The 25,835-nt window shown below is 64.6% G+C and carries 25 protein-coding genes; 13 read left to right on the top strand and 12 right to left on the bottom strand.

What is annotated here, in order from left to right:
* Positions 1 to 128: 128 nt before the first annotated feature.
* Positions 129 to 842, bottom strand: coding sequence for a response regulator transcription factor (locus ROH8110_RS05000; protein ID WP_170156437.1), 714 nt, complete (start codon positions 840 to 842; stop codon positions 129 to 131).
* 320 nt (positions 843 to 1,162) lie between these two features.
* On the opposite strand from ROH8110_RS05000, the gene ROH8110_RS18875 reads away from it, so the two are divergent.
* Both ROH8110_RS18875 and ROH8110_RS18870 read left to right on the top strand, forming a co-directional pair.
* The gene (locus tag ROH8110_RS18875) at positions 1,163 to 1,555 is read left to right on the top strand and encodes a redoxin domain-containing protein (protein WP_121143620.1); all 393 of its coding nucleotides are present in this window, start codon (positions 1,163 to 1,165) and stop codon (positions 1,553 to 1,555) included.
* A complete protein-coding gene (locus tag ROH8110_RS18870; protein ID WP_147430601.1) occupies positions 1,510 to 1,878 on the top strand; it encodes a thioredoxin domain-containing protein in 369 nt (122 codons plus the stop codon). Before ROH8110_RS18875 ends, ROH8110_RS18870 begins: the two co-directional genes overlap by 46 nt.
* 161 nt (positions 1,879 to 2,039) lie before the next feature.
* On the opposite strand, the gene ROH8110_RS04990 is transcribed toward ROH8110_RS18870, so the two are convergent.
* Positions 2,040 to 2,672, bottom strand: a complete 633-nt coding sequence (locus ROH8110_RS04990; RefSeq protein ID WP_085816589.1) for a helix-turn-helix domain-containing protein — start codon at positions 2,670 to 2,672, stop codon at positions 2,040 to 2,042.
* 722 nt (positions 2,673 to 3,394) lie between these two features.
* The gene (gene ndk / locus ROH8110_RS04985) at positions 3,395 to 3,817 is read right to left on the bottom strand and encodes a nucleoside-diphosphate kinase (protein WP_085816588.1); all 423 of its coding nucleotides are present in this window, start codon (positions 3,815 to 3,817) and stop codon (positions 3,395 to 3,397) included.
* A gap of 132 nt (positions 3,818 to 3,949) precedes the next feature.
* Here ndk and ROH8110_RS04980 point away from each other — a divergent pair, with 132 nt between their 5' ends.
* From ROH8110_RS04980 to ROH8110_RS04970, 3 genes are all read left to right on the top strand, one after another.
* Positions 3,950 to 5,809, top strand: a complete 1,860-nt coding sequence (locus tag ROH8110_RS04980) for an ABC-F family ATP-binding cassette domain-containing protein (RefSeq protein WP_085817013.1) — start codon at positions 3,950 to 3,952, stop codon at positions 5,807 to 5,809.
* A 66-nt stretch (positions 5,810 to 5,875) separates the two neighbouring features.
* Positions 5,876 to 6,505: a MarC family protein gene (locus ROH8110_RS04975; RefSeq protein WP_085816587.1), complete on the top strand. Its 630-nt coding sequence runs from the start codon at positions 5,876 to 5,878 to the stop codon at positions 6,503 to 6,505.
* A gap of 37 nt (positions 6,506 to 6,542) precedes the next feature.
* Positions 6,543 to 7,124, top strand: a complete 582-nt coding sequence (locus ROH8110_RS04970) for a retropepsin-like aspartic protease family protein (protein ID WP_085816586.1) — start codon at positions 6,543 to 6,545, stop codon at positions 7,122 to 7,124.
* A 94-nt stretch (positions 7,125 to 7,218) separates the two neighbouring features.
* Here the strand turns inward: ROH8110_RS04970 and ROH8110_RS04965 are convergent, their stop codons facing one another.
* Positions 7,219 to 7,677, bottom strand: a complete 459-nt coding sequence (locus ROH8110_RS04965) for a DNA polymerase III subunit chi (protein WP_085816585.1) — start codon at positions 7,675 to 7,677, stop codon at positions 7,219 to 7,221.
* A gap of 4 nt (positions 7,678 to 7,681) precedes the next feature.
* Positions 7,682 to 9,172 (bottom strand): leucyl aminopeptidase, encoded by a 1,491-nt coding sequence (locus tag ROH8110_RS04960; RefSeq protein ID WP_085816584.1) that lies wholly within the window; start codon positions 9,170 to 9,172, stop codon positions 7,682 to 7,684.
* 181 nt (positions 9,173 to 9,353) lie between these two features.
* On the opposite strand from ROH8110_RS04960, the gene lptF reads away from it, so the two are divergent.
* Genes lptF through rsmA form a run of 6 tightly spaced genes read left to right on the top strand, consistent with a single transcriptional unit; the run spans position 9,354 to position 16,872 of the window.
* On the top strand, positions 9,354 to 10,481 hold the full coding sequence (lptF, locus tag ROH8110_RS04955; RefSeq protein ID WP_085816583.1) for an LPS export ABC transporter permease LptF: 1,128 nt from the start codon (positions 9,354 to 9,356) through the stop codon (positions 10,479 to 10,481).
* Complete coding sequence (gene lptG, locus ROH8110_RS04950) at positions 10,478 to 11,569, top strand: LPS export ABC transporter permease LptG (protein WP_085816582.1); 1,092 nt, start codon at positions 10,478 to 10,480, stop codon at positions 11,567 to 11,569. Before lptF ends, lptG begins: the two co-directional genes overlap by 4 nt.
* The gene (locus ROH8110_RS04945; RefSeq protein ID WP_085816581.1) at positions 11,566 to 13,788 is read left to right on the top strand and encodes an LPS-assembly protein LptD; all 2,223 of its coding nucleotides are present in this window, start codon (positions 11,566 to 11,568) and stop codon (positions 13,786 to 13,788) included. The genes lptG and ROH8110_RS04945 overlap by 4 nt, the downstream gene beginning before the upstream one ends.
* 20 nt (positions 13,789 to 13,808) lie before the next feature.
* Entirely contained in the window at positions 13,809 to 15,044 is a 1,236-nt protein-coding gene (locus tag ROH8110_RS04940) for a peptidylprolyl isomerase (protein ID WP_085816580.1), read from the top strand.
* Positions 15,041 to 16,036 (top strand): 4-hydroxythreonine-4-phosphate dehydrogenase PdxA, encoded by a 996-nt coding sequence (pdxA, locus tag ROH8110_RS04935; protein WP_085816579.1) that lies wholly within the window; start codon positions 15,041 to 15,043, stop codon positions 16,034 to 16,036. Before ROH8110_RS04940 ends, pdxA begins: the two co-directional genes overlap by 4 nt.
* Positions 16,033 to 16,872 carry a 16S rRNA (adenine(1518)-N(6)/adenine(1519)-N(6))-dimethyltransferase RsmA gene (gene rsmA, locus ROH8110_RS04930; RefSeq protein ID WP_085816578.1) on the top strand — a complete coding sequence of 280 codons (840 nt, stop codon included), beginning with the start codon at positions 16,033 to 16,035 and terminating at the stop codon, positions 16,870 to 16,872. The genes pdxA and rsmA overlap by 4 nt, the downstream gene beginning before the upstream one ends.
* A 92-nt stretch (positions 16,873 to 16,964) precedes the next feature.
* Here the strand turns inward: rsmA and ROH8110_RS04925 are convergent, their stop codons facing one another.
* The 3 genes from ROH8110_RS04925 to prfA form a co-directional block, all read right to left on the bottom strand.
* Entirely contained in the window at positions 16,965 to 17,522 is a 558-nt protein-coding gene (locus ROH8110_RS04925) for a DUF4167 domain-containing protein (protein ID WP_085816577.1), read from the bottom strand.
* Between the two features lie 229 nt (positions 17,523 to 17,751).
* Positions 17,752 to 18,594 carry a peptide chain release factor N(5)-glutamine methyltransferase gene (prmC, locus tag ROH8110_RS04920; protein WP_245962748.1) on the bottom strand — a complete coding sequence of 281 codons (843 nt, stop codon included), beginning with the start codon at positions 18,592 to 18,594 and terminating at the stop codon, positions 17,752 to 17,754.
* Complete coding sequence (gene prfA, locus ROH8110_RS04915) at positions 18,591 to 19,640, bottom strand: peptide chain release factor 1 (protein ID WP_085816575.1); 1,050 nt, start codon at positions 19,638 to 19,640, stop codon at positions 18,591 to 18,593. Before prfA ends, prmC begins: the two co-directional genes overlap by 4 nt.
* A 63-nt stretch (positions 19,641 to 19,703) precedes the next feature.
* On the opposite strand from prfA, the gene ROH8110_RS04910 reads away from it, so the two are divergent.
* A complete protein-coding gene (locus ROH8110_RS04910; protein WP_085816574.1) occupies positions 19,704 to 19,994 on the top strand; it encodes a hypothetical protein in 291 nt (96 codons plus the stop codon).
* On the opposite strand, the gene ROH8110_RS04905 is transcribed toward ROH8110_RS04910, so the two are convergent.
* The 4 genes from ROH8110_RS04905 to hemA all read right to left on the bottom strand — a co-directional run bounded on the left by ROH8110_RS04905 (position 19,929) and on the right by hemA (position 24,235).
* Positions 19,929 to 20,348, bottom strand: coding sequence for a DUF1499 domain-containing protein (locus ROH8110_RS04905; protein WP_254903703.1), 420 nt, complete (start codon positions 20,346 to 20,348; stop codon positions 19,929 to 19,931). The two genes, ROH8110_RS04910 and ROH8110_RS04905, sit on opposite strands and share 66 nt — an antisense overlap.
* Positions 20,349 to 20,424: 76 nt before the next feature.
* Entirely contained in the window at positions 20,425 to 21,561 is a 1,137-nt protein-coding gene (gene ispG, locus ROH8110_RS04900; RefSeq protein WP_085816572.1) for a flavodoxin-dependent (E)-4-hydroxy-3-methylbut-2-enyl-diphosphate synthase, read from the bottom strand.
* Positions 21,562 to 21,673: 112 nt separating this feature from the next.
* Positions 21,674 to 22,900 carry a helix-turn-helix domain-containing protein gene (locus ROH8110_RS04895; RefSeq protein ID WP_085816571.1) on the bottom strand — a complete coding sequence of 409 codons (1,227 nt, stop codon included), beginning with the start codon at positions 22,898 to 22,900 and terminating at the stop codon, positions 21,674 to 21,676.
* A gap of 111 nt (positions 22,901 to 23,011) precedes the next feature.
* Entirely contained in the window at positions 23,012 to 24,235 is a 1,224-nt protein-coding gene (gene hemA, locus ROH8110_RS04890; protein ID WP_085816570.1) for a 5-aminolevulinate synthase, read from the bottom strand.
* A gap of 219 nt (positions 24,236 to 24,454) precedes the next feature.
* On the opposite strand from hemA, the gene ROH8110_RS04885 reads away from it, so the two are divergent.
* The gene (locus ROH8110_RS04885) at positions 24,455 to 25,834 is read left to right on the top strand and encodes a M20/M25/M40 family metallo-hydrolase (protein WP_085816569.1); all 1,380 of its coding nucleotides are present in this window, start codon (positions 24,455 to 24,457) and stop codon (positions 25,832 to 25,834) included.
* Position 25,835: the final 1 nt, after the last annotated feature.

The raw sequence follows: 25,835 nt of genomic DNA, 5'->3' as shown, positions 1-25,835 counted from the left end.
TGATCCTGTCATGGAAAACGCTAGCGCCGAGTCGCGCGGATTTCAATATAAAGAATTTAATATTCCTGTCAGGAAACACCCTGACGCGGGAAACCGCTCAATATTTCAGCAGCCACGCCCCGGCACCCTCACTCGGCCGCCGTCAGCATATAGCCAATGCCCCGCACGGTCTTGATCCTCTGCGCGCCGCTGCCATCGGGAAACAGCTTCTGGCGCAGGCGGCTGACAAGCCCGTCGATCGCCCGGTCATTGGCCGCCCAGTCCGGGCCGCGCACCTTCTGCATGATCTGGCTGCGGGAAAACACATGGTTGGGCAAGGACGACAAAACCGCCAGCACATCGAATTCCAGCGTCGTCAGATCGACCAGCTCGCCGCTCTCCCGCTTCACGCTGCGCGACCCGCCATAGATCCGCAGACCGTGGGCGACGTGACAGGCGGTCTTCTCGACCGGCGCGATTTCGTTGCGCAACCGGCTGTAACCCCTCGTCCGGCGCATCACCGCATTCACCCGCGCGCGCAGCTCGCGCATCCGGAACGGCTTGACCACGTAATCATCCGCGCCCAGTTCCAGCCCCAGCACCACGTCGACCTCGTCGCTGGTGCAGGCCATCAGGACGATCCCCGCATCGGACTCGCTGCGCAATTCCTTGACCAACTGCACACCGTCCCCGTCCGGCAACCGCGCGTCGATCAGGAACACGTCGATATTGCGCTGCGCGACAATGCGCGAAAAGGCGTCGACAGTCTCGCAGGCCAGCGCGGAATATCCCTCTTCGGAAAGCGCATCGACGATGTGACGCCGCAGCGTCTCATCGGATTCCAGAACCAGTGCAATGGTCATCGGCACGGCCCTCCCTTCTGTGTCTGGCGACCCGTCAAACGCGGTTGATTCACCTGGCGCAGGGATCGCCTTGCAATGCATGTATTGCCCGTCATGCGGGCATGGCCGGCACATCGCCGGTCGGGATACTCACTGATGAAGAAGGTCGCTCACGGTAATCCGGGGCATCGCCCGATACACAGATCGGCCCCGGATAACTCTTTAGATGATTGTTATCGAAACAAAGTTCAATCTGATTTGCAAGTTTTTGAACAAACCCGCCTACAACCAGCCCTTTTTCCCGCCTAGCGGTAGGGGACACTAAATGAGGGAGGCACGGAATGGCGTTTCAGTTCTTTAACCAGAATGATCCCGATGAGAAAATCATACGGATTCCCGCAGCTTGCCAACGGACGGTAAAATGGTTGCCGCAGATCGGCGAGATCTTCCCCGATTTCACCATCGCCACGACTCAAGGCGAGATTCGTTTCTGGGATTGGGCGCCGGGCAACTGGGTCCACCTGTTCAGCCACCCGGCGGCCTATACTCCTGTCTGCACCACCGAACTCGCCTCCATCGCGCCTACCAGCAGGCCTGGGACGACAACGGCATCAAGCATCTGGCCCTCACCGGATCGCCGGTCGAAGAGCAAAGGACATGGCATGACGAGATCGAGGAATTCTTCGACGTGTCAGTCGAGTATCCGGGCGGCTACGATCCCGACCTCAGGCTAAGCCGCAATTTCGGGATGCTCCATGACAAGGAATCGAGCGCCTGCGTGATCCGCAAGAGCTTCATCCTCGATCCGGCGATGCGCGTGCACATGATCTCGGAATACCCGCTTTTCGTGGGGCGCAATATCGACGAATTGCTGCGCGTCATCCGCGCGCTGCAACTGCGCGCAGAAACCGGCGCCGCCACCCCTGCGGATTGGCATTGGGGCGATGTTGCGATCATCGCCGACAACCGCACCGAGGCCGATGTGATCCGTCAGTTCCGGGCGCGCTCGGCGCAGCTCATGCCTTACCTGCGCGTCGTGGACCCGACCCAGACCTGATCGTCATTCCCGCCGGGGGTTTCCCTCCGCCATCATCAGCCGCCCGGACCAAGCCTCTGGTCCGCGGGGCGTCCGGCCCGGCGGGCCAGGGTCGTTGTGACACCACTCACGGATGCAACGACCCAAAGGCGGGCGCGGCCCCTTCGCGGGGCCGCCCCGTCTCAGCTTCCGCGCTGCGGGTAAGAGATCACCGAAAGGTAGCGGATCGGCAGCCGGATCAGCTCGTCCGGCCCATGCGGCGCATCGGCATCGAAAAACAGGCTGTCACCGGGGCGCAGATGAAAGCTCTGGTCGCCATGCCGATACCCGACCTCGCCCTCCAGGATGTAGAGCAATTCGACCCCGTCATGCTGGAAGGTCGGAAAGACATCCGATTCCTCGCTCAGCGTGATCAGGTAAGGCTCGACCACCACACCCGAGTTATTGGCGCCCAGATGGCCCAGCAGGTTGTATTGATGCCCCGCCCGCGTGCCCGCGCGCTCGATCTCCAGCGCCTCGCCTGCCTTCACATGCACCGCTTCGCGCCGCTCCTCGAAGCGGCGGAAGAACGCCGTGACCGGCACGCTCAATGCCGCCGACAGCGCCTGAAGCGTGGTCAGCGACGCCGACGTCACGCCGTTCTCGATCTTCGACAGCATCCCCACCGACAGCCCCGTCACCTCGGCCAGGTCGGCGACCGTCATGCCCCGCGCACGGCGCACTTCGCGAACCTCGCGCCCGATCGCGGTCTCGAGATTCTTTTCCCGCGCCTCCTGGACCTTGTGGGGGTCCTGCCTGAGTTTTGAATTTGGCATTCCGTCTCCTGAAACCGCCGCCGCGCCAGCGAGCGATCACGATGGAAAATCCCGGCCCGGAATGCAAGTCCGCTGGCCGTCACGCGGGGTTTGTACACTCCGCGCGGCGCCGCGCGCGATCCTTGTACAGAACCGGGGGTAGAAACGTGCAAATCGTACAGAATATTTCGATTGCGACATGCTTCTTCAGGCCATGTCGCGAACGGGCGGCAAAGCGGCGCAATCCGTGCCTATGACCCGCGCCAACCGCAACGACGCAGCATCAACGCCCGTGGCTTCCAGACACCCTCACTCCTCCCGGGACACCCGGTTTCGGCGCTTTAGACTCGCGCCGCAATGGGTTGATATATCACACGAAAATCTCTTTGCGTTGCATAAGCGCCATAACGCGGATGCGCACCCGCCACATGCCACATTCCCGCCACATTTCACCACGATCCTGAACGGATAACAAAAGGCGCCAGCCGGGCGCCACCCGGCTGGTCTGCCTGATAAAATCGGAGCAGACAAATGGCATATAGCACCCACCCAACCCCCAAAACCGCCACAGGCACAGCCAAACCCCAACCCGCGCCCAGCGGTCCCTCGACCGAGGCCCAGACCGTTCCGTCGCGGGTTTTTAACGATTTCGCCAGCATCTAAGGCGTTGACGAACAATGAAAAAGGCCGCACCTGAGATCAGGCACGGCCCTTGCGTTTTCCGGTTGCCCGGCTGGTTTCGATCAGCCGACCAGCTCGAGACCCGAGAAGAAATACGCGATTTCGGCAGCCGCCGTCTCGGGCGCGTCCGAGCCGTGAACCGAGTTCTCGCCAACCGATTCCGCGAATTCAGCCCGCACCGTCCCCGGCGCCGCATCCGCCGGATTGGTCGCGCCCATCACTTCGCGGTTCTTCGCGATCGCGCCTTCGCCTTCCAGCACCTGCACCACAACCGGCTCAGACGCCATGAACGCGCAAAGTTCGTCATAGAACGGGCGTTCCTTGTGCACTTCGTAGAAGACGCCAGCCTGCTCCTTGGTCAGCTTGATGCGCTTTTGCGCGACGATGCGCAGGCCCGCATCCTCGAACTTGGCGTTGATCTTGCCGGTCAGGTTGCGCTTGGTCGCGTCGGGTTTGATAATGCTCAGCGTGCGTTCCACAGCCATGTCAGCCTCTTTCCTTTGAATCCGGCACAGGCCCTTTGCCCGCGCCCTCAATATCGCGGCTCCGATAGCATGGGGTCAGGGCTTTGAAAAGCTGCGATTGACGGCTGCCCGTGAATGCGGCACACCCCGGCCATGCTGCGTCTTGAAGATATATCATATGCGGTCGCGGGTCGTCCGCTGATCGAACATGCCACCGCCAACATCCCTGATGGTCACAAGGTCGGCATTGTCGGTCGCAATGGCACGGGCAAGACCACCCTGTTTCGACTGATCCGGGGTGAACTGGCGCTTGAAGGCGGCGAAATCAGCCTGCCCTCGCGCGCCCGCATCGGCGGCGTCGCGCAGGAAGTGCCCGGCAACGAGGTCTCGCTGATCGACACGGTCCTCGCCGCCGATACCGAGCGCGCGGCCCTCATGGCCGAATCCGAGACCTCCAGCGACGGCGCCCGCATCGCCGAGATCCAGACCCGCCTCGCCGATATCGACGCCTGGTCCGCCGAGGCCCGCGCCGCCAGCATTCTCAAGGGCCTTGGCTTCACCGATGCCGAGCAGGCCCAGCCCTGCAGCGCCTTTTCCGGCGGCTGGCGGATGCGAGTCGCGCTGGCGGCAGTGCTGTTTTCGGAACCCGACCTCTTGCTGCTCGACGAGCCGACGAACTACCTCGACCTCGAAGGTGCGCTCTGGCTTGAAACATATCTTGCGCGCTATCCCCACACCGTGCTGGTGATCAGCCACGACCGCGGGCTTCTCAACCGCGCTGTCGGCTCGATCCTGCACCTCGAGGACCGCAAGCTGACGCTCTATCAGGGCGGCTATGACCGCTTCGCCGAGACCCGCGCCGCCCGCCTTGCCGCCGCCCAGTCCGAAGCCAAGAAACAAGAGGCACGGCGTGCCCACCTGCAATCCTATGTGGATCGCTTCCGCTACAAGGCCGACAAGGCCAAGCAGGCCCAGGCCCGGATCAAGGCGCTGGCCCGGATGCAGCCTATCACCCAGCCGCAGGAGGCCGCGCTGCGCCGCTTCACCTTTCCCGAGCCCGAAGCGCTCTCGCCGCCGATCCTGCGCCTCGAGGGGGTCTCGGTCGGTTATGACGACAAGGTTGTGCTGCGCGATCTCGAACTGCGTATCGACCAGGATGACAGGATCGCCCTTCTGGGGCGCAACGGCGAAGGAAAATCCACGCTTTCCAAGCTCTTGTCAGCCAGACTTGATCCAATGGACGGACGCATCCACACCGCCTCCAAGCTGCGCACCGGCTATTTCGCACAACATCAGGTCGACGAACTGCATGTCGATGAAACCCCGATCGACCATATCCGCCGCCTGCGGCCCGGCGAGGCCCCCGGCAAGCTGCGCGCGCGCCTCGGCGGCTTCGGCATCGGCGCCGAACAGGCCGAAACCGTCGTGGGCCGCCTTTCGGGCGGTCAGAAGGCGCGCCTGTCGCTGATGCTGGCCACGCTCGATGCGCCGCATATGCTGATCCTCGACGAGCCGACCAACCATCTCGACATCGAATCCCGCGAGGCCCTGGTCGAGGCGCTGACCGCCTATACCGGCGCGGTGATCCTTGTCAGTCACGACATGCACCTGCTCAGTCTCGTGGCCGACCGGCTCTGGCTGGTCAAAGACGGCCATGTCGCGCCCTATGACGGCGATCTGGAGAGCTATCGCAAGATGCTGCTCCAGGGTGACAGCCCGACGAAAACGACTCCCAAGCAGGCGGCCAAACCCGCCCCCGAGAAACCGCGGCGCCAATCGCGCGATGCGATCCTCGCCCTGCGCGCCGATCTGCGCAAATGCGAGGAACGCGTCGAGAAGCTCAACGGGATGCGCGACCGCATCGCCGCCAAGCTCGCCGATCCCGCGATCTATGAAGACGCCCCCGGCGCCGGCGAATGGCAAAAGAAATATGCCGAGGTGACAGACGGGCTTGCGCGCGCAGAAAGCCTCTGGATGACGGCGCTCGAGCGGCTCGAAAAGGCCGGCGGCTAGGCCTCGCACTCTTGCGCGCGGGCCACGCGCCGCCTAAGCCTTGATAGACCCCAACCCGGACCCGTCATGGACAGTGCTTTTCTCATCACCGCCTTTGTAACGCTTTTCGTGATCATCGACCCGATCGGCATGACGCCGCTTTTCGTGGCACTGACCCAGGGCATGAACAGCGCGCGTCGCCGCAGCATCGCGCTGCGCGCCTGCATCACGGCGGCCTTCATCCTCATTGCCTTCGCCGCCTTCGGCGAGGCGGTGCTGGGCTTCATCGGCATCTCGATGCCCGCCTTCCGCATCGCGGGCGGCATCCTGCTGTTCCTCACTGCGCTCGACATGCTCTTCGAGCGGCGCAGCAAGCGGCGCAAATCGCAAGCCGATGAGGCCGAGGAAGAGGATGACAACGACGACCCCTCGATCTTCCCCTTGGCGATTCCCCTGATTGCTGGCCCCGGCTCGATCACCTCGGTGATCCTTCTGGCGGGCCAGAGGCCGGGCATCGAGGGGCTGGCGCTGGTCATCGGCGTCATGCTCTGCGTGGTCGCGATGGTGCTGGTGCTCTTTCTCTTCGCCGGCATCCTCGAGCGCGCGCTGGGGCGGGTCGGCATCAACGTGGTGACGCGGCTCCTGGGGATGCTGCTGGCGGCGCTGGCAGTGCAATTCGTCCTCGACGGGCTGCGCGGCTTCGGTCTGGCGGCCTGATCTTCCCAACCGCGCGCCGCGCGCCTATATGAGCCGCATGGACAACAGTGATTATGCCAGCCTGATCTATCTCGTGCTGCTGGGCGGCGCGGTGCTGATGTGGTTCTTCGCCCAGAACCGCGCCTCGATGGGCAAACTCACCCAGCAGGCGCTGGTCTGGGGGCTGATCTTTGTCGGGGTCATCGCCGCCGTCGGCCTCTGGGGCGATATCCGCCAGACCGTGCGCCCCAGCCAGACCGTGCTGGCGCAGGATCAGCGGATCGAACTGCCCCGTTCACCCGACGGCCATTACTACCTGACCGCCGAAGTGAACGGCACGCCGGTCCGCTTCGTCGTCGATACCGGCGCGAGCCAGATCGTCCTCACCCTCGCCGATGCGCGCGCCGCCGGGATCGATACCGACGGGCTCGCCTATGTCGGGCGCGCCAATACCGCGAACGGTACAGTGCGCACCGCGCCGGTGCGACTTGACCGCCTCAGCATCGGCCCGATCGAAGACCATGACCTGCGCGCCGTCGTCAACGAGGGCAGCATGTCCGAATCCCTGCTCGGGATGGACTATCTGCAACGCTATTCCAGCGTCGAGATCGGCGGCGGCAAGCTGGTGCTCAGCCGCTGAATGTGCCCCTTCCCCTTCCCCTTCTTCTGTTTGAAAATATCCCGGGGAGCGCGAGGGGCTGGCCCCTCGCATCCTCGTCCAAAAAGCCGGGCGCTCAGGCTTCGGCGCGCATTTCCCAACGGCCCGATTCCTCGGACCAGTACTGCGCCTTGCACCCCGCCCCGGTGAGCCCCTTCCACTGGCCGCGCGCCGCATCGAGCGCGGCGGCGTCATTGCCATCGAACAGGATGCAGACCCGCTCCAGCGCCTCCACCTCCTCCGGCGTCACCCCGGCGCCATCCACCGCCATCAGGCAGACGGCACCATTGGGCAGCGCCTCCTGCGTGGTCAGCAGGACCGGCTGATCCGCCTCATGCGCGCCCCCGGCCAGCCCATGCGGCAGGAACCCGTCCTCAGGCCCCAGCCACAGCTTTTCATCCAGCCAGGCCATTCGCCCGGCGTCCCGGCCGCGCACCGCCACGCGCCAACCCGCCTGCAGCGCCTTTGTCAGCAGCATCGGCAGCGTCGCCTCCAGCGGGCGCTGCGTCAGGTGATAGAAGAACGCCGCGCCCATCGGTTCAGCCCTGCTCGAACCTGTCCGCCACCAGCCGGTCCAGTGCCATCACACCCCAGCCCGAGGCGCCCTTGGGCGCATAGGTTGCATCCGTCTTGAGCAAGGTCACCCCGGCGATATCGAGATGAATCCAAGCCACGTCATCCCGCACGAAGCGCTGCAGGAACTGCGCCGCCGTGATCGACCCCGCCGCGCGTCCGCCGACATTCTTCATATCGGCGATATCGGATTTCAGCAGGTCGTCATACGGCTTGGCCAGCGGCATCCGCCAGGCGCCCTCGCCCTCGGTCCCGGCGGCCTTGAGGAACGCATCGCAAAGCGCGTCGTCATTCCCGAAAACACCCGCCTTCTCATTGCCAAGAGCGATGATGATCGCTCCCGTCAGGGTGGCCAGATCGACGATCCCCGCCGGGCTGAAACGTTCCTGCGCGTACCAGAGGACATCGGCCAGCACGAGCCGCCCCTCGGCATCGGTATTGATCACCTCGATCGTGTCGCCCTTCATCGACGTGACCACGTCGCCCGGCCGCGTGGCACGGTCCGAGGGCATGTTCTCGACCAGCCCGACAAGCCCGACAACATTGGCGCGCGCCTTGCGCAGCGCCAGCGCGCGCATCGTGCCGCACACGACCCCGGCGCCGCCCATGTCCATCGTCATCTCCTCCATGCCCGCCGCCGGCTTGAGGCTGATGCCGCCGGTGTCGAACACTACGCCCTTGCCGACCAGCGCCAGCGGCGCTTCGCCTTTCTCGCCGCCCTGCCATTCCATCACCGCCAGTTTCGATGGGCTGGCGCTGCCATGACCCACCGACAACAGCGCGCCCATGCCCAGTTCCGACATATCGGATTCTTCGAGGATGGTGATCTTCAGCCCGAGGCTCTCCATCGCGCTGATCCGGTCAGCGAATTCGGTGGTGGTCAGGTGGTTGGCAGGCTCCGAGACAAGATCGCGGGTAAAGAACACGCCTTCGGCGATCGCCGCCTTGGGCGCATAGGCGTCACGCGCCTCGTCGGGCTTCGCCGCCATCACCGTGATGGCGATCGTCTCGCGCTGTTCCTTGGGATCATCCGGCCGCTTGTGGGCCGCAAAGCGGTAGCTGCGCAGCACCAGGCCAAAGGCCAGCTCGGCCGACCGCCTGAGCGATCCCGCCAAAACGAGTATCGCACCGCCACCCGTGGCGGCGGCCTTGGCCAGCGCCACACCGCCCTTGCGTGCCGACTCGACACTGGCATTGCGCTCAAGGCACAGAACGTCGATCGCCTCGGCCTCCATGCCCGCGGGCCAGGCCAGCGTGCGCAGCTCTCCTTGTGCCATCTTCGCCCAGGAATCGCTCTCGACCAGCCGCTTGAGCGCCCCCTTGCAGAGCCGGTTCACCCGGCGCGCGCCTGAATCGAGCTTGCCATCCGGCGTGACGATCACCGCCACGCGGCCCGTCGCAGCGGCGATCCGCTCGATATCGGTTTCCTCGAAACTCACGGCAACGGGTGTGGTCATCATCCTGCTCCTTCGCTGGTCTGGCACGCGCGCCGCCCCCGGCGCGCCCTGTCCAAGTCCTAGCGCGCGACCGCGCGAATGACCAGTTGGCACTTAGCAGTTTTCCCCCGCCCTCAATTCCGATAAGTTGCCCACGAGAGTGCTGCCTTGGGGGGAACGCGTGACCAGATTCGACAGATACATGCTGTCGCAATTCATGGTTCTGTTCGGTTTTTTTGCGCTGGTTCTGGTTGCGATCTTCTGGATCAACAAGGCCGTGCGCATGTTCGACCGGCTGATCGGTGATGGCCAGCCCGCATGGGTGTTTCTCGAGTTCACGGCACTCACCCTGCCGGGGGTGATCGGCGTGGTGCTGCCGATCGCAGCCTTTGCCGGCACTGTCTATGTCACCAACCGCCTGAGCACCGAGAGCGAACTCACCGTCATGCAGGCCACCGGTTATTCACCCTGGCGTCTGGCGCGTCCCGTGCTGATCTTCGGGATCATCATCGCATTGATGATGTCCATCCTCACGCATCTGCTGATTCCGATGAGCCTCAGCCAGCTGAGCAACCGTCAATCCGAAATCAGCGAGAACATCACCGCCAAGCTGCTGACCGAGGGCGAATTCCTGCACCCGGCGCCGGGAATCACCTTCTATATCCGTGAGATCACCCCCGAGGGCCAGTTGCGCAACGTTTTCCTATCGGACCGGCGCAGCCGCGAGAACGCGGTCACCTACAGCTCCAACCGCGCCTACCTCCTGCAGGACTCCAATGGCGGCACGCGGATGGTGATGGTGGATGGGCTGGCGCAGAACATCCAGACCGACGGAAACCGCCTTTTCAACACGCATTTCAATGATTTCTCGTATGATATCAGCAACCTTGTGTCACGCAATCCCGCCGGCGCGGAAAGCGTGAGCTATGCCCGCACCACCGATTTGCTGCGCGACCCGGCCGGCGTGGCCGAACGCACCGGCGCGACCCTGTCGATGGCGCTATACGAACTGAACGGGCGCCTCAGCAACGCGCTGCTATGCATCTTCGCGGCGACGGTCGGCTTCGCGACCCTGCTTCTGGGGAATTACAGCCGCTTCGGGGTCTGGTGGCAGATCATGCTGGCATTCGGCCTGCTGGTTGTGCTCAAGCTGATCGAAAGCGCCGTTTCGGGCGTCGTGCTGCTCAATCCGACAGCTTGGCCACTGATGTATCTTCCCGCGCTGGCGGGGGCGGCGATGACGATTATGCTGCTGCTCACGGCCTCTTATCCCGGTCTCTGGACGCGGTTCCGGCGACGCCGCGCAAGTATCGCGGAGAAACCGGCATGATTCTGCATTTCTATCTCGCACGCCGGTTCCTGTGGACCTTCCTCGCGATCGTGATGATTTTCGTGGTTCTTCTGGCCCTGATCGAACTGATCGACGATCTGCGATCCTTCTCGGCGCTGCCCTTTGGCGACGTGGTCGAAATCGTCCTCCTGAAAGTCCCCGAGGCCAATTACGAGATCCTGCCGCTGGTGATCATTCTCGCCAGCGTGGCGATGTTCCTGCGCATGTCGCGCTCCTCGGAACTGGTGGTGGTGCGGGCCGCGGGCCGCTCGGGGCTGCGCGCACTCATCGCTCCCCTGACCGTCGCGCTGCTGATCGGCGTCGTTTCGGTCAGCATGCTGAACCCGATTGTCGCCGCCTCCGCCAAGCGGCACAACGACCTGGTCAACACCTATCTGGGCTGGGGTTCGGCCGTCATGGCCATCGCCCCCGAAGGCATCTGGCTACGCCAGGGCAACGACGACGGCCAGACCGTGATCCATGCGCGCCGGGCCAGCTCGGATGTCAGCGTTCTGTTCAACACCACCTTCTTCTCCTTTACCCATGACGGCGCGCCGCTGCGCCGTATCGCCGCCAAGGAGGCACGCCTCGGTGATGGGGCATGGCATCTTACCAATGTGAAGCTGTGGGATCTCTCGCTTGGCGTCAACGCCGAGGCCAACGCTCAGGAACTCGACAGCTACGATGTGCCGTCCTCCCTCACGCATGACAGGATCATCGACAGTTTCGGCAAGCCGGAATACATCTCGATATGGGATCTGCCAGATTTCATCGCACAGCTCGAACATTCCGGCTTTTCCGCGCGCCGCTATGCCGTTTGGTTCCAGATGGAACTGGCGCGCCCCCTGTTCCTGGTGGCGCTGGTGATGATGGCGGCGGCCTTCACCATGCGCCATTCGCGGCTTCACAACAGCGGCGTGTCGGTGCTGACCGCAGTATTGCTGGGCTTTGGGCTGCATTACATCCGGAATTTCGCGCAGATTCTGGGCGAGAACGGCCAGATTCCGATATTGCTCGCCGCCTGGGCTCCGGCTGTGGCCTCTTTTTTGCTGGCATTCGGAATTTTGCTGCATATGGAGGAAGGATGAACCGTCTTGCGCTCCTGTTTGCCGCTGCTCTTGCGCTGATCGCCGCGCCGCTCGTTGCGCCGGTGGGCGCACGCGCACAAGGCGCCGAGGATTCCGGCGCCGCGCCGTCACGGGTTGCGGGCGGGGATGGCGCCTTCCTTGTCGCGGATGACGTGCGGCTGATGCCCGACGACGTGCTGGTCGCGACCGGGAATGTCGAGGTGATCCACGAGGGTCGGCGCCTTCAGGCCAACTCGATCACCTATGACGGCGAGACCGAACACCTGTCCATCGAGGGCCCGATCACCCTGCGCGAAGGCGAAACCACCCTGATCCTGGCCGATGACGCCGAGCTCGACCGAGACATGCGCAACGGCCTGCTGACCGGCGCGCGGGTGGTGCTGGCATCTCAGCTTCAGCTCGCCGCCAATGCCATGACGCGGGTCGAGGGCCGCTACTCGCAGCTTTACAAGACCGCCGTCAGTTCCTGCCGCATCTGCGAGACCGGACGTCCGCCGCTCTGGCAGATACGCTCCCGCCGCCTGATCCACGACGAAGAGGAACGCCAGCTCTATTTCCATGACGCCCAGCTTCGGGTGCTCGACGTGCCGGTGTTCTACCTGCCCCGCCTGCGGCTGCCCGACCCGACGCTTGAACGCGCCACCGGGTTCCTTTTCCCGACAATCTACAATTCCAGCCTGCTGGGGTTCGGCGTGAAGGTCCCTTACTTCATACGCATGGGCGATCACCGCGACCTCACACTGACGCCCTTCCTGACCACCAACACCCGAACGCTCGAATTCCGCTACCGGCAGGCTTTCGTGAATGGCGGCATCAGCATTCTCGGCGCGGTCTCGAACGATGAACTGACCAACGATGAGATACGCGGCTACATGTTCGCCGAGGGCTCATTCAACCTGCGCAACGATTTTAAGCTGACCTTCGACCTCGAGGTCGCCAGCGACGATTCATACCTTTACGACTATAACTATACCTTCAAGGATCGTCTCGACAGCGAGATCGCTCTCGAACGGGTCCGTCGTGACGAGTTCATCCGCGGTTCCGCCACCTATTTCCACGCCTTGCGGGCCCGCGACCCCAATCCGACCCTGGCCTCGCTGGTCGGCCGGGCCGATTATGAACGGCGCATCTATCCCGGCTTCGGCGGTGAGCTTCGCTTTTCGGCGCAGGCGCACAGCCACCGGCGCTCATCTGATCTCAATATCGACGGCCCCGATGCCGACCCCTGGGCCGATGGCCGCGATGTGACCCGCTTTTCCCTGAGTGCCGATTGGCTGCGCAACTGGACATTCGGGTCGGGCCTGCTGGCGGAATTCCGCGCAGGTCTTGCCGCCGACAGCTTCCATATCGCGCAATCCGGCGCTCTCAGCAGCTCCTCCGCCGCCCAGATCACGCCGTCGACCTCGATGCGGCTGCGCTGGCCGCTGCTCAAGAGAACCCAGACCGGTGTCACCCATCTGATCGAGCCCGTCGCACAGCTGTCCTGGGTCGGGGGATCGAACCTCGACATTCCCAATGACGAGAACACGCGCGTCGAGTTCGACGAAGGCAACCTGTTTGCCGTGTCGCGCTTCTCGGGGCCTGACCGGCGCGAACGCGGCCTCAATGCTGCCTATGGCATCCAGTGGACCCGGCTGGCCCCGAAAGGCTGGGAGACCGCGCTCGCTGTCGGCCAGGTGGTGCGCGACGAGCAGGAGCTCGAACCCACCGGCATTCCCAGCCTCAGCCGCAGTTCCGGCTTGCGCGATGAATTCTCGGACGTGCTGCTGGCGGGGCAGCTGCGCACGCCGGGCGGCTTCATCCTGACCGGGCGCGGCCTGTTCGACGAGAACTTCGAAGCCAACAAGGCCGAAGCGCGTGCCAGCTGGCGGAACTACCGTACGTCGCTGTCGGCCACCTACATCTGGTTGCGCAACGACCCGTTCGAGGAACGCAGCGGCGATCTCTCGGAGTGGTCGATCGACGGCAGCTATCGCTTCGCCCGACACTGGACCGCCGATGCCAACTGGCGCTACGATGTCGCACGCGATCTTCAGGTCAACAGCGGCATCGGCCTGACCTACACCAACGAATGCGTGGAAGTGGCGCTTTCGGCCTCGCGTCGTTTCACCAATTCCTCTAATGTCGAGCCGACAACCGATATCAGCCTGACGGTCGCGCTTCGGGGCTTTTCGACCACCACAAGCGAAAGTAGCTTCACAAGAGCATGCAGAAATTAAAAAGCAGTAAGAGAACCAGAATGCGCAAATTCCTCGCCGCAATTGCCCTTCCCGCCTTGGCGGTCTCCGTGCTGGTCGGCCCCGGCGCCGCTCCGGCGGCATCGCAGAACCTCTTCGCACCGGTGATCAAGGTCAACGACCAGGCCATCACCCGCTACGAGATCGAACAACGCGCCCGGATGCTGACCCTGTTCCGCGCCCCGGGCAACCCGCGCGAACTGGCCCGCGAGCAGCTGATCGAGGAACGCCTCAAGCTGGACGCCGCCCGCGCCAGCGGCATCGTGATCGAGGAAGAGGACATCCAGGCCGGCATGGAAGAGTTCGCCAGCCGGGCCAACATGAATGCCGAACAGTTCATCCGCGCCCTCGAAGGCGCAGGGGTTTCCGCCGAAAGCTACCGCGCCTTCGTCAGCGCCGGTCTGACTTGGCGCGAATTGGTCGGCGCGCGCTTTGCACCGCGCGTCTCGGTCTCCGAAGCGGATATCGAACGCGCCCGCGCCGCCGCCAGCGGTGAAACCGGTGTGCGTGTGCTACTGTCCGAAATCATCATGGCCGCGCCCCCCGAACAGGTCGAAGCGGTGCAGGAGCGCGCCCTGCGTATCTCCCAGATCGACACGATCCCCGCCTTCGCCGCCGAAGCGCGTCGCTCGTCGGCAGCCTCCACGCGCGACCGCGGCGGGCGGCTCGACTGGATGCCGATCACCAATCTGCCGCCGCAGTTGCGCCCTGTGATCCTCGGCCTCGCCCCCGGCGAAGTCAGCGATCCCTTGCCGCTGGACGGCGCGATCGCCCTCTTCCAGATGCGCGACATCGAAGAAACCGGCGCCGCCGAACCCGAATATGCCGCCATCGAATACGCCGCCTATTACATCGACGGCGGGCGCAGCGACCGCGCCCTTTCGCGCGCCGCGCGCATCGAAGCCGAAACCGATACCTGCGACGATCTCTATGGCGTCGCCAAGGGGCAGCCGCCCGAGGTGCTCGAACGCGACTCGCGCGCACCCGCCGAGATTCCGCAGGACATCGCCCTTGAACTGGCCAAGCTGGATCCGGGCGAGGTTTCGACCACGCTCACACGCGCCAATGGCGAGACGCTGGTGTTCCTGATGCTGTGCGGGCGCACGCCCGAACTGGGCGAGGATGGCCCCTCGACAGAGGATCTGACCAACCGGATCCGCAACCGGCGCCTTGATTCCTTCGCCAACGGCTATCTGGAACAGCTGCGCGCCGAGGCGCGAATCGTCGAACTGGAATGACCGCCCCCGTCGCACTCAGCTGCGGCGAACCGGCAGGGGTCGGCCCCGAACTGGCGCTTGCCGCATGGCGGGCGCTCGGGGCGGAACTGCCCTTCGTGCTGATCGGCGACCCGCGCCATCTGCCACCCGACAGTCCGATCGTGCAGATCGCCGACCCCTCCGAGGCAGCAGAGGCCGCGCGCCACGGGCTGCCGCTGCTGCGCCATGATTTCGACGGGCCGATGACCCCCGGCACCCCCAACCCGGCCCATGCGCAAGGCGTCATCGACGTGATCGCGCGCGGGGTCGATATGGTGCGCTCGGGTGCGGCCTGCGCCCTCTGCACCGCGCCCATCCACAAGAAAGCCCTCCAGGACGGCGCCGGCTTCGCCTATCCCGGCCATACCGAATATCTCGCCGCACTGGCCGGGGTCGAGCGGGTCGTGATGATGCTCGCAAGCGCCGCCCTGCGTGTCGTGCCCACCACCATCCACATCCCCCTCTCCGAGGTGCCGCGCGCCCTCACGGCCAAGCTTCTGACCGACACGCTGCACATCACCCATGCGGCCCTGATCCGCGATTTCGGCCTGCCCCGACCGCGCATCGCCGTCGCCGGGCTCAACCCCCATGCCGGCGAAGGCGGCGCGATGGGGCGCGAAGAGATCGACATGATCCTGCCGGTGATCGAAGCGCTGCGCGCCGAGGGCCTGGACCTTCACGGCCCGATGTCCGCCGACACCATGTTCCATGCCCGTGCCCGCGAAAGTTATGACGCCGCTTTCTGCATGTATCACGACCAGGCGCTGATCCCGATCAAGACTCTCGATTTCGACCGCGGCGTGAATGTCACCCTCGGCCTGCCCTTCGTGCGCACCTCGCCTGATCATGGCACCGCGATGGATATCGCCGGACGTGGCCTCGCCAATCCCGGCTCGATGATCGAGGCGCTGAAGATGGCCCATGACATGGGCAACGCGCGGGCGCGCGACGCAGGCCGGGGCAACCCCGGATGAGCACTATCGACGGATTGCCGCCCCTGCGTGAGGTGATCGCCAGCCACGGTCTCAGCGCACGCAAGTCGCTCGGGCAGAACTTCCTCCTCGACCTCAACCTGACCGCCAAGATCGCCCGCGCTGCGGGTGACCTTACCGGCGCCGACGTGCTGGAAATCGGCCCCGGCCCCGGCGGCCTGACCCGCGGGCTCCTCGCCGAAGGTGCGCGCCGAGTGCTGGCCGTGGAAAAGGACAGCCGTTGCCTGCCCGCGCTTGAGGCCATCGCCGCCGCCTGTCCGGGGCGGCTTGAGGTGCTGAATGCCGACGCGCTGGCGATCGATCCGCTCGACCACCTGACGCCACCGATCAAGATCGTGGCGAACCTGCCATATAACGTGGGCACCGAGCTGCTGATCCGCTGGCTCACGCCAAAGACCTGGCCGCCGGTATGGGACAGCCTGACGCTCATGTTCCAGCGCGAAGTCGCCGACCGCATCGTCGCGCGCCCCGGCTCCAAGGCCTATGGACGCCTCGCGCTGCTGGCGCAATGGCGTTGCGATGCACGCATCGTCATGCATCTGCCGCCCTCGGCCTTCACCCCGCCGCCCAAGGTCTCAAGCGCGGTGGTGCATATCACCGCCCTGCCCGCGCCGCGCTTCCCGGCCGATCCGGTCATCCTTGAACGCGTGGTCGCCAAGGCCTTCAACCAGCGCCGCAAGATGCTGCGCGCAGCGCTCAAGGGGCTGGCCCCCGATATCGAGGACCGCCTCATCGCCGCCGGCATCGCCCCGACAGACCGCGCCGAAACCGTGGACCTCGAAAGGTTTTGCGCCTTGGCACGCGGCTTTGAATCCTGACATCAGAAAGCCCGATACCCCGAACGCGAAACAGGGGGCCGTGGCCCCCTGCATTCCGTATTCTGAAGATATGTCGATCCCGCGAAGCGCGTCTATTCTGCGGCTTCCGGCGCGCCTGAACCCTGCGATCCGCCAGCGTCCCCGGACTTCGCCTCGCCATCGCTGTGCGGAGGCTTCTTGGGTCGCGGCTTGCGCGCGCGCTTGGGCTTGTCGGATTTCTGCGTCTCGGGCGTCTCGACGAGGCCGCTGTCATCCTGACGGTTCTCGATCAGATCCGGCTGATCTGAATCCGACGGACCGACCTCGCCGTTCGATTCCCGCTCCTGGCGCTTGGCGCGTTCACGATCACGTTCCGCCTGACGCTCGCGGTTCTCGCGTTCCTGCTGATCGCGGCGGGCATCCTGTTCCTTCTGAGCGCTGCCCAGCATCCGCAGGTAATGCTCCGCATGCTGCTGGAAGTTCTCGGCAGCGACACGATCGTTGCCCAGCTGGGCATCGCGCGTCAGCTGGTTGTACTTGTCGATGATCTGCTGGGGCGTGCCGCGCACTTTGCCCTCGGGGCCCGAACTCTCGAAGACCCGATTGACGATGTTCCCCATCGAGCGATTGCGGCCGGATTTGTTCCGCGAACGTGACTTGGATGATCTCATTGTATTAGCTGTTCAGCCCTGTGCTCAAAGCGTCGTTCGATCCGGTCGGTACCTTTTGCGGCCCTGTAGCAACCCGGATCCGACATGTATTGGCTTGATGTCAAGCGCAGCGCCACCGGGGCGTCCGATCAGCTTGACTACACCTCACTAAACATGCCGAACGCGTTGAGACAAGGGTAAACCGGAAATTTGCCGAAATTTGCGCGATTTTTTCCGGTTTTTCAGTGACTCAGCCCTGCCAAAGCCCGCTGACGACGCGGTCGCGCCCCTCCAGATCGGGCAGAATCACGAGGTCAGCGAATCCGGCCGCGCGCAGCAATGCCACTACCGCAGGCCCCTGTTTCCACCCGATTTCCACCATCAGCCGTCCACCCTTGCGCAGATGCGCCCCCGCCCCAGACGCCAGGATGCGATAGGCGCTCAACCCGTCGCCCTCATCGCTCAGGGCAACGCGCGGCTCGTGGCGCAGCTCCGGGTCGAGGTCAGCCATCTCGTGGACGGCGATATAGGGCGGGTTCGACACGATCAGATCGAACCGCCCCGCAACACCGTCGAACCAGTCCGACCTCAGCAGCCTGCAACGTGCAGCAACGCCGAGCGCCTCGGCATTCCGCGCCGCCACCGTAAGCGCTGCTTGCGACAGGTCCACCCCAACGCCCCGCGCCTCGGGCCGCTGCGCAAGCAGGCTCAAGAGGATACAGCCCGACCCCGTCCCAAGGTCCAGCACATCGGCGAAATCCGCCGCCAGCGCCGCCTCGACCAATGTCTCGGTATCGTCCCTCGGGTCGAGCACATCCGGCGTCACGATGAACCAGTGGCCATGAAACTTCCGTCCGCCCAGAACATGCGACAAGGGCCGCCGCGCTTCCCGCGCGCTGACCAGCGCCTCAAGCGCGGCCTCGGCTTCGCCGCTCATCTCGCCATGCAGATGCAACGTGATCCGCCCCGGCTCCACCCCGAGGCTCGCCGCCATGAGCCGTCGTGCCTCCCACTCGGCATTGTCGATTCCGGCCGCGGCCAGCCGCGCGCGCACGCGGCGCAGCGCCTGCGCCACGCCGCCCGCTGGGCTCACCCCTCCATCTCCGCCAGCAACGTCGCCTGCGCATCGGCACGCAGCGCGTCGATCACCTCGTCCAGGTCGCCCTGCATCACTTGGTCCAGCTTGTAGAGCGTCAGGTTGATGCGGTGATCGCTCATCCGCCCCTGCGGAAAGTTGTAGGTGCGAATGCGCTCGCTGCGATCGCCGCTGCCCACCTGCGCCGCGCGGCTGGCCGAACGCGCCTCCAGTGCGCGCCGCCGCTCCATGTCGTAAAGCCGCGTCTTCAGCACCTGCATCGCGATCTCGCGGTTGCGATGCTGGGATTTCTCGGAACTGGTCACCACCACGCCGGTCGGCAGATGGGTGATCCGCACGGCTGAATCCGTGGTGTTCACATGCTGCCCGCCCGCACCCGAAGAGCGCATCGTGTCGATCCTGAGATCATTGGGATCGATCTCGATATCCACATCCTCGGCCTCGGGCAGAACCGCCACCGTCGCCGCCGATGTGTGGATGCGCCCGCCGCTTTCCGTCTCAGGCACCCGCTGCACCCGATGCACACCCGATTCGAACTTGAGGCGCGCGAAGACATGATCGCCCGCCACCCGCGCGACCACCTCCTTGATGCCGCCCAGCTCGGTCTCGCTCAGCTCGATGATCTCGAAGGTCCAGCCCCGCGCCTCGGCATAGCGCTGATACATGCGCAACAGATCACCCGCGAAAAGCGCCGCCTCCTCGCCGCCTGTGCCGGGGCGGATCTCAAGGATCGCCGGGCGCGCATCGGCCTCATCCTTGGGCAGAAGCGCCAGCTGCAAACGCTCCTCAAGGCCAGGCAGCCGCGCCTCGAGATCACGCAGTTCTTCCTGCGCCAGATCGCGCATCTCGGGATCGTCCAGCATTGCCCTGGCCGCGTCGATATCCGCCAGAACCTGCTGATAGGCGCGGATTTCCTCGACCACCGGGCGCAATTCGGCATATTCGCGCCCGAGCCGGGCGATATCGCCGCCCCCGGCGGCCATCTGCGCCTCGAGATACTCGAAACGCTGCACGATCTCATTCAGTCTGTCCAAAGGCACCATATCCGCGCATCTGCCCCTTTGTCAGGGTTTGGTCAAGACCAAAGCCTGTGATACCCTTGTCCCATGCGCAGCCTGATTGCCCTCTCCCTGGCCCTGCTGGCCGCCCCGGCCGTCGCCGATCAAAACATCGGCGGCAAGACCGTGGATTGCTATTGCACCGACAGCAATGGCGGGCGCGTCGAACTGGGCGAGATGATCTGCCTTCATGTCGGCGGGCGCAGCTTCATGGCGCAATGCCAGATGTCGCTGAATGTGCCGATGTGGCGCGAGATTTCGCAGGGCTGCCTGTCATCCTCGCTGCGCCAGCGCCTCCAGCCAGCGATCAAGCCGCGCGGCGTTCACGCCAAGATCTGACTTGCCGAACCGTGCACGCGCATAAAGTTCAAGGCGCCCGTCCCTCTGCCGCAACGTCGTGTAATCGGGAAAACCGAAGATCCGCGAGCGGCTGATATAGGTGATTATCCCCTGCTCGACCGATCCTGCCAACGGCTCGCTGCGCGCCGTGTCGCGGATGATCCGATCGAGCCGCGCCAACCCGTCCTCGCCCGCGTCCACCACCCGGACCGCACCCTGACTGAAATCGCCTTCGCTCAGGTTGTCGGGCATCCGGTGCCAGCGCGCCGGATCGCTGGGTGCCAGGCGCACATAGGCCATCGCGCCAAGCGCCAACAGCACGACCATACAAAACCCGGCAAACAGTAATCTCACACCACACCCTTCATCTTGCCCGAAATACTCCCGCCGGAGGCATCAGCCCGCGCCGCAGGCACGAACGCAAGCCGGTTCATTCCGCGGCGGGGCGTTCGGCCTCGGCTTCCTCGGCCTCGATCTCGGCGGCGCGCGCCTCGACCTGTTCGACGATATGCTCGATCATCTCGGCATTGGACATCTTGTGACTGGCCTTGCCCGCCAGATAGACCATGCCGCTGCCCGCGCCGCCACCGGTAAAGCCCACATCGGTCATCAGCGCCTCGCCGGGGCCGTTCACGACGCATCCGATGATGCTCAGGCTCATCGGCGTCTTGATATGCTCCAGCCGCTCTTCCAGCGCCTCGACGGTCTTGATCACGTCGAACCCCTGGCGCGCGCAGCTCGGGCAGGAGATGATATTGACGCCGCGATGACGCAGGCCCAGCGACTTCAGGATCTCGTAACCGACCTTCACTTCCTCGACCGGATCGGCGCTCAGGCTGACGCGGATCGTGTCACCGATCCCCATCCACAACAGGTTCCCCAGCCCGATCGCCGATTTGATCGTGCCGCTGGTCAGTCCGCCGGCCTCGGTGATACCCAGGTGGATCGGCGCGTCGGTGGCGTCGGCGATCCCCTGATAGGCGGCGGCGGCCAGGAACACGTCGCTCGCCTTCACGCTGATCTTGTATTCGCGGAAATCATTGTCCTCGAGGATGCGGATATGCTCCATCCCGGATTCGACCATCGCCTCGGGGCATGGCTCGCCGTATTTCTCCAGCAGGTGCCGCTCCAGGCTGCCCGCATTGACCCCGATCCGCATCGAGCAGCCATGATCGCGCGCCGCCGCGATCACCTCGCGCACGCGCGCCTCGCTGCCGATATTGCCGGGGTTGATGCGCAGACAGGCCGCGCCCGCCTCGGCAGCCTCGATGCCCCGCTTGTAATGGAAATGGATGTCCGCGACGATCGGAACCGGGCTTTCGCGCACGATCTCCTTCAGGGCCTTCGCGCTGGCCTCGTCGGGCACCGAGACCCGCACGATATCGGCCCCCGCCTCGGCGGCGGCCTGCACCTGCGCCACCGTCGCGGCCACGTCGGTCGTCTCGGTATTGGTCATGGTCTGCACCGTGATCGGCGCGTCGCCCCCCACCGGCACATTGCCCACCATGATCTGGCGGCTTTGGCGGCGATGGATGTTGCGCCACGGGCGGATTGGGTTCAGCGACATGGAATATGGCCCCCGGAGGATTCGCGTGGATCAGTCCTTGGCCCATAGATAGGACGCATGGCGCTTCGCCGCAATCACCCCAGCCGGATCGGTTCGGATCAGCCCGCGGCGGTCAGTCCTGCACCACCGTCTCGGGGCGCAGTTCGGCCACGTAGCGCGACAGGTCCTCGTCACGCGCGAGATCCGCGACACTGTAGGACTCGGCCAGCGCGCTCGCCTCAAGTGCCAGATCGGCGGTCACCGCGCCGCGCTCACCGGCGGGGCCATAATGCTTGCCGTTCACGGCGAAATAGACAGCGCCCGATTCCCCGACGCGCAGCGTCGGCGGCTCTTCGGTGGCGGGCACGTCATAAGTGTCGCCGCCATTCATGATGCCTTCAAAGATCACGCTGCCATCGGCCGCGCGCACACGCACCCATGCCGGGCGCACCGCGACCACGCGCACACCCGGAAGCGCCTCTTCCACAACCTGCGGGCTGGGTACAGCCTCGGGCTTGGGCGCGCGGGCCTGGAAGCTGCTCGAGCGGTCCGCCTGCGGAAGGTCGGGACGCAGCGTGCCGACCTGCGCGGGGTCGAGCGTCGAGATCGGCGCATCGCGCGCCACCATAACCGGCACATCCAGCGCCTCGGGACGATAAAGCCGGTCCAGCCGCTCAAGATCGGGGGCGCGGAATTCACCCTCGGCCTGCGCCAGTTCCTCGCCGCCATTGGCGCCCGTGGCGCTGTCCAGCGGGTCAAGGTCGGCCAGAACGTCGGGCGTGTTCTCGACCGGCGCGAATTGCACGCGCTGCACTTCGTTCAACACCGCCCAACCGCCATAGCCGATCGCCGCGATCAGCGCGACCAGCACCATGACAGACCCGACCGCACCGGGCTCGATGCGCGCCAGGACCCCTTCCGATGCAGGGGCGAAAGGCGTGTTGGGGGACATCAAGGGGTCGGCATTGCGCGCGGGCTTGTCGCGTTTCGCGATACTGCTTGCGCCCATCGGCTTGCGGATCGACGAGGCTTCGGCCGACATGCCATGCGCGGTGGAAAACCCGCTCTCGCTGCAAAAGGCCTGAAAGGCGCGGTCAGGATCCATGCCAAGATAACGCGCATAAGAGCGGACATAGCCGGGAATGAAGCCCGGGGTGTCAAAGGCACCCGGATCGGCATTCTCGATCGCGGCCACGTAAGCCGCCTTGATGCGCAATTCGCGCTCAACATCCAGAAGGGATTTTCCAAGAGTTGCGCGTTCCCCGCGCATCAGGTCGCCAAGACGCAGATCGAAATCGTCGAACCCACGGGGTTCGACTTCCTGTTCTTCGGCCTTGCGCGAAAAACGGCGCCCTATCATGCAGCCTGCCCCTCGATACGTCTGGATGTTTCCGAACGTCCCGATTCGGAAACTCCACTCTTCTTTACACAAAACTAACACAACACAAGGGAGATTGCACCTGAGCTTGCGTCAGCCCGTCAAATCGGCACGATTCAGCGCGCAGTGACTCCAGAGCGCGTCCATCGCGTGAATCAAGGCGTCCATTTCCCTGGGGCCATGCACCGGCGAGGGCGTGAAACGCAGCCGCTCGGTGCCGCGCGGCACGGTCGGGAAGTTGATCGGCTGCACGTAGATCCCGTGACCGTCCAGCAGCATGTCGCTCAACTTCTTGGTGTGGACCGGATCGCCCACGATAACCGGAACGATATGGCTGCCATGATCGATCAGCGGCAGGCCCAGCCCCTTGAGGCGGGTCTTGAGGATCTTCGCCTGGGTCTGATGCTTTTCGCGCAAACCTTGGTCGCGCTTGAGATGCGCGACACTGGCCGCCGCACCCGCCGCCACCGCGGGCGGAAGCGATGTGGTAAAGATGAAGCCGGGCGCATAACTGCGCACCGCGTCGCACATTTTCGCCGACGCGGCGATATAGCCGCCCATCACGCCATAGGCCTTGGCCAGCGTCCCGTTGATGATGTCCAGACGATGCATCAGGCGGTCGCGCTCGGCCACACCTGCGCCGCGCGGCCCGTACATGCCAACCGCGTGCACCTCGTCGATATAGGTCAGCGCGCCGAATTCGTCGGCCAGATCGCAGATCGCCTCGATCGGGCCGAAATCGCCGTCCATCGAATAGACCGATTCAAACACGATCAGCTTGGGCGCGTCCGGATCGTCGGCCTCCAGCAGCTCGCGCAGGTGCTCGACGTCATTGTGGCGGAAAATGCGCTTGGCGCCGCCATTGCGGCGCACGCCTTCGATCATCGAGGCATGGTTCAGCGCGTCCGAATAGATGATGAGACCGGGAAACAGCTTGGGCAATGTGCTCAGCGTGGCGTCATTGGCGATATAGGCGCTGGTGAACAGCAGCGCCGCTTCCTTGCCATGCAGATCGGCCAGTTCGGCCTCGAGCCGCTTGTGATAGACGGTCGTGCCGGAAATGTTGCGCGTGCCGCCCGAACCGGCGCCGGTGGCGTCCAGCGCCTCGTGCATGGCGGCCAGAACATCGGGATGCTGACCCATGCCAAGATAGTCGTTGCCACACCAGACTGTGATCGGCTTTTCGCTGCCATCGGGCTTGCGCCAGATCGCATGCGGGAACTGACCCTTGCGGCGTTCGATGTCGATAAAGGTCCGGTAACGCCCTTCTTCGTGCAGGCGGTTGATCGCGTCATCCAGCTTGGCCGCGTAATTCACTGGCGTCCCCTCCTTGGTCAGTCACCGCCCCTGTTCCGGACGGATGTCGCGCTTCAGGCGACATATTCACTAAGTTCGATGCATATAGATCACACATCCCTCGCGCAACAGGCTACAAATTGCCGCCCCCCGCCGCCTTGACTTCGATCAAGCCCGCTGGACAGTCCGGCCTCACCTGATACCCTCGCGCCGACCCCATTTATGACGCAAGGAGCGACCATGTCCCTGGATGCCGTGCTGGCCCGTATCGACGAACACCTGCCCGAGGCCACATCGCGCCTTCTCGAGCTTTTGCGCATCCCCTCGATCTCGACTGACCCGGCCTATGCGGGCGATTGCGACGCGGCCGCCGACTGGCTGGTCGCGGACCTGCAAAGCCTTGGCATCAAGGCGGAAAAGCGCGCCACTCCCGGTCATCCGATGGTCGTGGGCCATGTCGAGGGCGACGGCCCGCACCTTCTGTTTTACGGCCATTACGACGTGCAGCCGGTCGATCCGCTCGAACTCTGGACCAACGATCCCTTCGATCCCCGCATCGAGGAAACGCCCAAGGGCAAGGTGATCCGTGGCCGCGGCAGTTCCGACGACAAGGGCCAGCTCATGACCTTCGTCGAGGCCTGCCGCGCCTGGAAAGCGGTGAACGGCACCCTGCCCTGCAAGATCACCTTCTTCTTCGAGGGCGAAGAAGAATCAGGCTCGCCCTCGCTCGTGCCCTTCATGAAGGAAAACGCCGATGAACTTGGCGCCGACATCGCCCTGATCTGCGACACCGGCATGTTCCAGTCGCGCACGCCCGCCATCGTCACCATGCTGCGCGGCATGGTGACCGAAGAGCTGACCATCAAAGGACCTGACGTGGACCTGCATTCGGGCTTCTTCGGCGGGCTGGCGATGAACCCGATCCGTGCGCTGGCGGGCATCCTGGCAGATCTGCATGACGACCACGGCCGCGTCGCCATCCCCGGATTCTATGACAATATCCCCGACCTGAGCGACGACGTGCGCGCCCAGTGGGAAGGGCTGGATTTCGACTGGCAGGGCTTCCTTGGCGCGGTCGGGCTCAGCGTGCCCGCCGGCGAACAGGACCGCATGCCGCTTGAAATGATCTGGTCACGCCCCACCGCCGAGGTGAACGGCATCTGGGGCGGCTATACCGGCGAAGGCTTCAAGACGGTGCTGCCCGCCAAGGCCCATGCCAAGATCAGCTTCCGCCTCGTGGCCGGACAGGACCCTGACTCAATCCGCGACAATTTCCGCGCCTTCGTGCGCGACCGCCTGCCCGAAGATTGCAGCGTCGAGTTCAAGGCGCATGGCGGCTCGGCGGCTTCGGTCATGTCCACCGAAGACCCGGCCTTCGAATTCGCCCGTCAGGCGCTCTCGGATGAATGGCCCGAAACGGCGGCCTATGTGGGCTGTGGCGGCTCGATCCCCATCGCCGGGCATTTCCGCCAGATTCTCGGCATGAACGCCATGCTGATCGGCTTTGGCAAGGATGACGACGCGATCCATTCCCCGAACGAGAAATACGATCTGGAAAGCTTCCATAAGGGCACGCGCAGCTGGGCACGCATCCTCGATGCGCTGAGCAGCGCGCAGTGAC

Origin of the sequence: Roseovarius halotolerans (assembly GCF_900172255.1) — a bacterium.
In the GTDB taxonomy this organism is placed as follows: Bacteria; Pseudomonadota; Alphaproteobacteria; order Rhodobacterales; family Rhodobacteraceae; genus Roseovarius; species Roseovarius halotolerans.
Note: the sequence above shows the minus strand (reverse complement) of the source record. Positions and strands in the feature narration are given on the sequence as shown.

Excerpts from the sequence above, each read along its gene's own strand:
- ROH8110_RS05000 (WP_170156437.1), bottom strand. The coding sequence starts at position 842 with ATGACCATTGCACTGGTTCTGGAATCCGATGAGACGCTGCGGCGTCAC.
- ROH8110_RS18875 (WP_121143620.1), top strand. The coding sequence starts at position 1,163 with ATGGCGTTTCAGTTCTTTAACCAGAATGATCCCGATGAGAAAATCATA.
- ROH8110_RS04990 (WP_085816589.1), bottom strand. The coding sequence starts at position 2,672 with ATGCCAAATTCAAAACTCAGGCAGGACCCCCACAAGGTCCAGGAGGCG.
- ndk (WP_085816588.1), bottom strand. The coding sequence starts at position 3,817 with ATGGCTGTGGAACGCACGCTGAGCATTATCAAACCCGACGCGACCAAG.
- ROH8110_RS04980 (WP_085817013.1), top strand. The coding sequence starts at position 3,950 with ATGCTGCGTCTTGAAGATATATCATATGCGGTCGCGGGTCGTCCGCTG.
- ROH8110_RS04975 (WP_085816587.1), top strand. The coding sequence starts at position 5,876 with ATGGACAGTGCTTTTCTCATCACCGCCTTTGTAACGCTTTTCGTGATC.
- ROH8110_RS04970 (WP_085816586.1), top strand. The coding sequence starts at position 6,543 with ATGGACAACAGTGATTATGCCAGCCTGATCTATCTCGTGCTGCTGGGC.
- ROH8110_RS04965 (WP_085816585.1), bottom strand. The coding sequence starts at position 7,677 with ATGGGCGCGGCGTTCTTCTATCACCTGACGCAGCGCCCGCTGGAGGCG.
- ROH8110_RS04960 (WP_085816584.1), bottom strand. The coding sequence starts at position 9,172 with ATGACCACACCCGTTGCCGTGAGTTTCGAGGAAACCGATATCGAGCGG.
- lptF (WP_085816583.1), top strand. The coding sequence starts at position 9,354 with ATGCTGTCGCAATTCATGGTTCTGTTCGGTTTTTTTGCGCTGGTTCTG.
- lptG (WP_085816582.1), top strand. The coding sequence starts at position 10,478 with ATGATTCTGCATTTCTATCTCGCACGCCGGTTCCTGTGGACCTTCCTC.
- ROH8110_RS04945 (WP_085816581.1), top strand. The coding sequence starts at position 11,566 with ATGAACCGTCTTGCGCTCCTGTTTGCCGCTGCTCTTGCGCTGATCGCC.
- ROH8110_RS04940 (WP_085816580.1), top strand. The coding sequence starts at position 13,809 with ATGCGCAAATTCCTCGCCGCAATTGCCCTTCCCGCCTTGGCGGTCTCC.
- pdxA (WP_085816579.1), top strand. The coding sequence starts at position 15,041 with ATGACCGCCCCCGTCGCACTCAGCTGCGGCGAACCGGCAGGGGTCGGC.
- rsmA (WP_085816578.1), top strand. The coding sequence starts at position 16,033 with ATGAGCACTATCGACGGATTGCCGCCCCTGCGTGAGGTGATCGCCAGC.
- ROH8110_RS04925 (WP_085816577.1), bottom strand. The coding sequence starts at position 17,522 with ATGAGATCATCCAAGTCACGTTCGCGGAACAAATCCGGCCGCAATCGC.
- prfA (WP_085816575.1), bottom strand. The coding sequence starts at position 19,640 with ATGGTGCCTTTGGACAGACTGAATGAGATCGTGCAGCGTTTCGAGTAT.
- ROH8110_RS04910 (WP_085816574.1), top strand. The coding sequence starts at position 19,704 with ATGCGCAGCCTGATTGCCCTCTCCCTGGCCCTGCTGGCCGCCCCGGCC.
- ispG (WP_085816572.1), bottom strand. The coding sequence starts at position 21,561 with ATGTCGCTGAACCCAATCCGCCCGTGGCGCAACATCCATCGCCGCCAA.
- ROH8110_RS04895 (WP_085816571.1), bottom strand. The coding sequence starts at position 22,900 with ATGATAGGGCGCCGTTTTTCGCGCAAGGCCGAAGAACAGGAAGTCGAA.
- ROH8110_RS04885 (WP_085816569.1), top strand. The coding sequence starts at position 24,455 with ATGTCCCTGGATGCCGTGCTGGCCCGTATCGACGAACACCTGCCCGAG.